Genomic DNA, 5449 nt, shown 5'->3' on the forward strand with positions numbered 1-5449 from the left:
TGTGGAAGAGTGATGGCACCGAGGCTGGTACTGTCAGTGTTAAGGATATCTTCTCTGGCATGGGTAGCTCTGACCCGAACTTTCTGACCAATGTCAACGGCACGCTGTACTTCGTTGCCACTGACAGCAGTGGGGGTCGGGAACTGTGGAAGAGTGATGGCACCGAGGCTGGTACTGTCAGTGTTAAGGATATCTTCTCTGGCACGGGTAGCTCTAACCCGCAAAATCTGACCAATGTCAACGACACCTTATACTTCAGTGCTACCGATAGCAGTGGGGGTCGGGAACTGTGGAAGAGTGATGGTACTGAAGCTGGTACTGTCCGTGTTAAGGATATCTTCTCTGGCACGGCTAGCTCTCATCCGCAAAATCTGACCAATGTCAACGGTACTCTGTACTTCGTTGCCTATGACAACATTGCGGGCAATGAACTGTGGAAGAGTGATGGCACTGAAGCTGGTACTGTCCGCGTTAAGGATATCTTCTCTGGCACGGGTAGCTCTAAACCGCAAAATCTAACCAATGTCAACGGCACCCTGTATTTCAGTGCCACCGACAGCAATGGAGACAATGAACTGTGGAAGAGTGATGGCACCGAAGCTGGTACTGTCCGTGTTAAGGATATCTTCTCTGGTATGGGTAGCTCTAACCCGCAAAATCTGACCAATGTCAACGGCACTCTGTACTTCGTTGCCTATGACAACATTGCGGGCAATGAGCTGTGGAAGAGTGATGGCACTGAAGCTGGTACTATCCGTGTTAAGGATATCTTCTCTGGCACAGGTAGCTCTAACTCGCAAAATCTAACCAATGTCAACGGTACCCTGTATTTCAGTGCCACCGACAGCAGTGGGGGCAATGAATTGTGGAAGAGTGACGGCACCGAAGCTGGTACTGTCTGCGTCCAGGATATCTTCTCTGGCACGGCTAGCTCTAACCCTAACAACCTAACTTACATCAATGGCAAACTCTACTTTTTTGCTGACAACGGGAACAGTGGGCAAGAACTTTTTCAGCTTGACCTGAACAGTACTCCCACTGGTCTGAGCCTGAGTGCCACCAGTGTTAACGAGAATGTTCCTGCCAACACAGTAATTGGCAACTTTAGCACTGCTGACGCTGATATAGACAACACTCACACCTATACCCTCGTTTCAGGTACAGACAGCAACGATAACAGCGCCTTCACAATTGTAGGTAACGAGTTACAAATCAACGTTTCACCTGACTACGAAACCAAGAATAGCTACAACATCCGTTTACGCACTACAGATCAAGGTGGCTTATTCTACGAAAAAGCGATCGCGATCGCAGTCAACAATGTTAATGATGCCCCAACACTGGAAAATACCATTGCCGACCAAACGGCAACAGAAGACACCACCTTCAACTTCACCCTACCAGCAAATACCTTCGTGGATGTAGATGCGGGAGATAACCTCAGCTATAGCGCCACGCTGGAAAATGGTGACCCAATCCCCAGTTGGTTGACGTTAAACGGCATTACTTTCAGTGGTACTCCCACAAATGAAAACGTTGGCAGCCTCAACATTAAAGTTATCGCTAGTGATGAAACGACAAGTGTCAGCGATGTTTTTGCACTGACAGTGGTTAATAGCAACGATGTATTCACCGGTGGAACTGGTCAAGATAGCTTCAACCTGACTTATCCCCTCACTGGAGGTTATGATATCATCGTTGATTTTACTGTTGGAGATGATACTCTCTTTGTTTCCAAGGCAGAATTTGGACTGGGGCAATCTCAGGATACGACACTTGATTCGAGCTTATTCCTTCTTGGGACTAGTGCGACAACCGCAGGCGATCGCTTTATCTATGATCAAACTACCGGTAACCTATTCTTTGATCAAGATGGAGTTGGTGGTACAGCACAAGTTCAAATAGCCCAGTTCTCGAATCAGGCAATGCTTAGTAGTGCAAATATTACTGTGATTGCCTAACGAAAGCTATATAGCAAGCATTGGTAAATTACCCAGTTAGGTAAAAGCATTTAAGGATTCAGATGTAAGTTGGGTTTCGCTATTGCTCTCCATTCCCAACTATTGACTTCTACCTTTAGTAAATGTACAATCACGTTTGCGTAGAAGGGGAGTAGCTGCTGGCAAAAAAATAAAAGCCAGTACGTCTGAATCAACATACTGGCGATGAGCCTGGTTCAGGTGGCAAATAATCAAATATTTGAAAGCGAGACCTTCACTAAGTTCACACCGAAAAGTGTAAACTTGGTGAGGTCTTTTGGTTCTCATCAAGCTTCACATCGGTAAAGGATTATTCAGGAGCTTGAGAGAGTGTTAACAGCTTTTACCGCAGGTTTGTTATTAATAACAGTTTCAGAACTAGGGGATAAAACATTTTTTATCGCTGTGATTTTGGCAATGCACCACTCGCGGCGGCTGGTATTTATAGGTGTGACAGCTGCTTTAGCCGCAATGACAATCCTTTCGGTGCTATTTGGACAAGCTGCGTCTTTGTTGCCAAAAGTTTATATTCATTACGCCGAAATCGTTTTGTTTCTCGCCTTTGGTATCAAGCTTTTATATGACGCTAGTAAGATGTCTGCTGCTGCTTGTGATACAGAAGTTATAGAAGAGGCCGAAGCTGCGGTAAAAAAAGCAGATTTGGAGTTACCAAAGCAAAAGACTTCATTGGCAATTATCATAGAAGCCTTTGTGTTGACATTTATGGCAGAGTGGGGCGATCGCACGCAAATTGCCACCATTGCCCTAGCAGCAGGTAATAATCCCATTGGAGTAACAATAGGTGCAATTTTAGGACATGCCATTTGTGCTGCGATCGCAGTTATCGGCGGCAAAATGATTGCCGGACGCATTTCTGAGCGTCAACTCACCCTGATTGGCGGATGCCTGTTTTTGGTCTTTGGTATCCTTGCTGCCATTGAAGGAGTGTGAGGGAATCAGGGGGATGAGGGGAAAAGGAAGAGACTTATTCAATAATTCCTTTTTCTCCACACTTAGTACAGACGCAATTAATCGCGTCTCTCCCTACTCCCCATTACTTAGGCGTACTTTCCAATGAAGGCGCGGGAGATCCAGCAGGATTAGGCGTAGGAGAAGCCGTTGCTGCGTTCTTAATTTCATCTTTGTACTGAGCAGGTGCTAAAGCTGCGGCACTATCAAACAAAAGTTTTGCATCTGCGTCTTTACCCTGTTGTTTTAGGAGCATCGCTTTTGCCACAACGGGGCGAAAATCCTTAGGATCTTTCTTAATTGCTTGGTCATATACAGAGCTAGCTTGAGGGTAGCGTTTCTGGGAAGCGTGAACAGAACCTAACAGCACCTGCACGGCTACTGTATCTACACTTCCAGGCTGAATTGTATTTGCTTGGGCTGCGTTCGAGAGGGTTTCTTGCAGCAAACCAATGGCTGCTTCCGGGCGTTGCTGACTGATCAATAAAGCCACCATTCCTTGTAAAGCTTTCAAATCGCCTGGTTTTGTAGACAAAATCGAACGATAAGCTTGAGCGGCTCCTTCGCGATCGCCAATTTGCTGTTTGGCTTGAGCCAGTAGCACTGAATATTCTGACTGTTCGGGATTCAGCTTGGCTAGCTTTTCTAAAGGTTCAATGACGACTTGGATATCAGCTGGTTTAACCTCACTTTTTTCTTTTTGACTCAGTAATTGTAGCCGCGCCTGCAATAAGCCCTTGAGCGCAGTCTGATTTTCTGGTTCCCTTTGCAAAACCTGTTCATAACCCCGTACTTCGTCTTCCAGTTTTGATTTTTGGTCAGAGGAGGGCAAGCTGCCTCTGGTGCTAGCAGTATTCTGGTTTGAGGGTGGCGTATTATTAAATGCTCCAATGATCGGAAGCACTGAAACACCCACAAAAGCAAGAACTGCCAGTGCCAAGACGACTTGAACTACCCAGCGATTGCGCGGTTGAGACACAGTTTTGTCTTTCTCCTGAACTCTAATGACATTATCCTTTACACAAATCGGAAAGTTAAAAATTTCCAAAACTTTGCGGAATACCGCCAATTGCCTGTGAATTTTATAACAATTAACTATCTACACTGCTAAAGTAAGTGATGACTTTAGGAGGAGCCGTCAGAATTGTAGCTATGATATGCTTCCGAAACTAGTGTAAAGGCGCTAAATTACACGTTTAGTGTTTATACACTCAATTTAGCGCCTTTAGTATTGTATAGAGCACTCTGGTGTGATTTTGTGAAAAGCAAATATACTTTCATCAGTCGCACAAATGCTCTTTCCAGCTGCCTTTGTAAAATCCCACAATGGGATGTGTCTCCGCCGCAAGGAGTTTTTATGAATTCCGACCTGATGCCGTTGCCTGAATCCTCCAATTCTTCTGCCTCTAACCAGGGCCCAACTAAAATAGGGGCAGCCGCTAATGTTCATATAGCAGCCCAGTCCTCTAAAGTTGAAAATTCGCCTGTTAACCCCAGCGAAACTGACTCAAATGGGAACCTCGTCAATCGACAGCAACCGATTCCGCCTCCCAGTGAACCGATGCAGTACCGAGCGATCGGGTTAGTCCGGGGTCGCTATCATGCTAGCAGCGAACAATTTACTCAAGGTACGCTGCTGACTACCGATGGTGTAGAACTCAATGCCGTCCTCCTAGGCCGGATTATGAGCTTAGTCAAGAATCACCTAGATTTAGAAAAAGAACACTTGTGGGTAGTATATCCACGGACAAGACAAGAAAATGATACCTTGCACATCCAAATCGTCGGAGTTTGGGAGCCAGAAAATTTGGCTAAAAGCTCAACAGATGAAGACGAGTCAGACTTGGAGTTGCAAGAGTCACAGACACCCGATGATGGCTTATCCGAAAACTCTGAACTAAGCACAATTCCCGTAATCCCCTCATCAGAAGTTACAGATGGTGGTTTTTCTGTTCGTGGTGAGGTAGTATACCAATCTTTTGACGCTAAGAGCTTGGTAGTCAAAATTAGGCAGGCTGCACGCAAACCAACTGACAAACCCAAGTATTTTAAGTTGAAATTGAGGGGTGTGCTGACCACCAAAGCAGTAGGAAAGTTCTGGGACTTCCAAGCCAAGCGAGAAGCTGACGTTTTGATAGTAGAAAAAGCTGAGGCGATCGCTGACTTGCCCAAAAAACGTAAACCACCATTCAGAGGTGGCCCTCGTACTGGTAGTGGTGGTGCTGCTGGTGGTAGAAAACCATTCCCCCCCAGACGCAGTGGCGAAACCCCGCGTCCTATCAAGAAAACAGGCGCAGGCGGTGATACCTCTGTGGTGTCAAAACCTATACCCAAAACACCCGCTCCTAAGCCCATCAAGCGACCGAAACCAACTCAAGAGTAGGGAATTGGGCATGGGGCATTGGGCATGGGCAAGAGGACTTGGGGACAAGGGGAAAGACTTGTTTCAAGTTTTCACCGCTTGTCCCCAATTCTCCCCTGCTCCCCCTGCTCCCTACTCC

General features: G+C 46.2%; 4 protein-coding genes. 3 read left to right on the plus strand and 1 reads right to left on the minus strand.

Annotation, left to right across the window (positions count from 1 at the left end; all coding sequences use genetic code 11):
* Nucleotides 1–1961, plus strand: a 1961-nt coding sequence (locus F8R90_RS15335) for an ELWxxDGT repeat protein (protein WP_196511450.1), incomplete at its 5' end; no start/stop codon positions are given.
* A 348-nt stretch (nt 1962–2309) separates the two neighbouring features.
* The gene (locus tag F8R90_RS15340; RefSeq protein WP_196511451.1) at nt 2310–2930 is read left to right on the plus strand and encodes a TMEM165/GDT1 family protein; all 621 of its coding nucleotides are present in this window, start codon (nt 2310–2312) and stop codon (nt 2928–2930) included.
* Nucleotides 2931–3033: 103 nt separating this feature from the next.
* Here the strand turns inward: F8R90_RS15340 and F8R90_RS15345 are convergent, their stop codons facing one another.
* Nucleotides 3034–3927 (minus strand): tetratricopeptide repeat protein, encoded by an 894-nt coding sequence (locus F8R90_RS15345; protein ID WP_196511452.1) that lies wholly within the window; start codon nt 3925–3927, stop codon nt 3034–3036.
* A gap of 378 nt (nt 3928–4305) precedes the next feature.
* On the opposite strand from F8R90_RS15345, the gene F8R90_RS15350 reads away from it, so the two are divergent.
* A complete protein-coding gene (locus F8R90_RS15350) occupies nt 4306–5331 on the plus strand; it encodes a hypothetical protein (protein WP_196511453.1) in 1026 nt (341 codons plus the stop codon).
* Nucleotides 5332–5449: the final 118 nt, after the last annotated feature.

The organism is Nostoc sp. NZL (genome assembly GCF_015714705.1).
GTDB lineage: Bacteria > Cyanobacteriota > Cyanobacteriia > Cyanobacteriales > Nostocaceae > Nostoc > Nostoc foliaceum_A.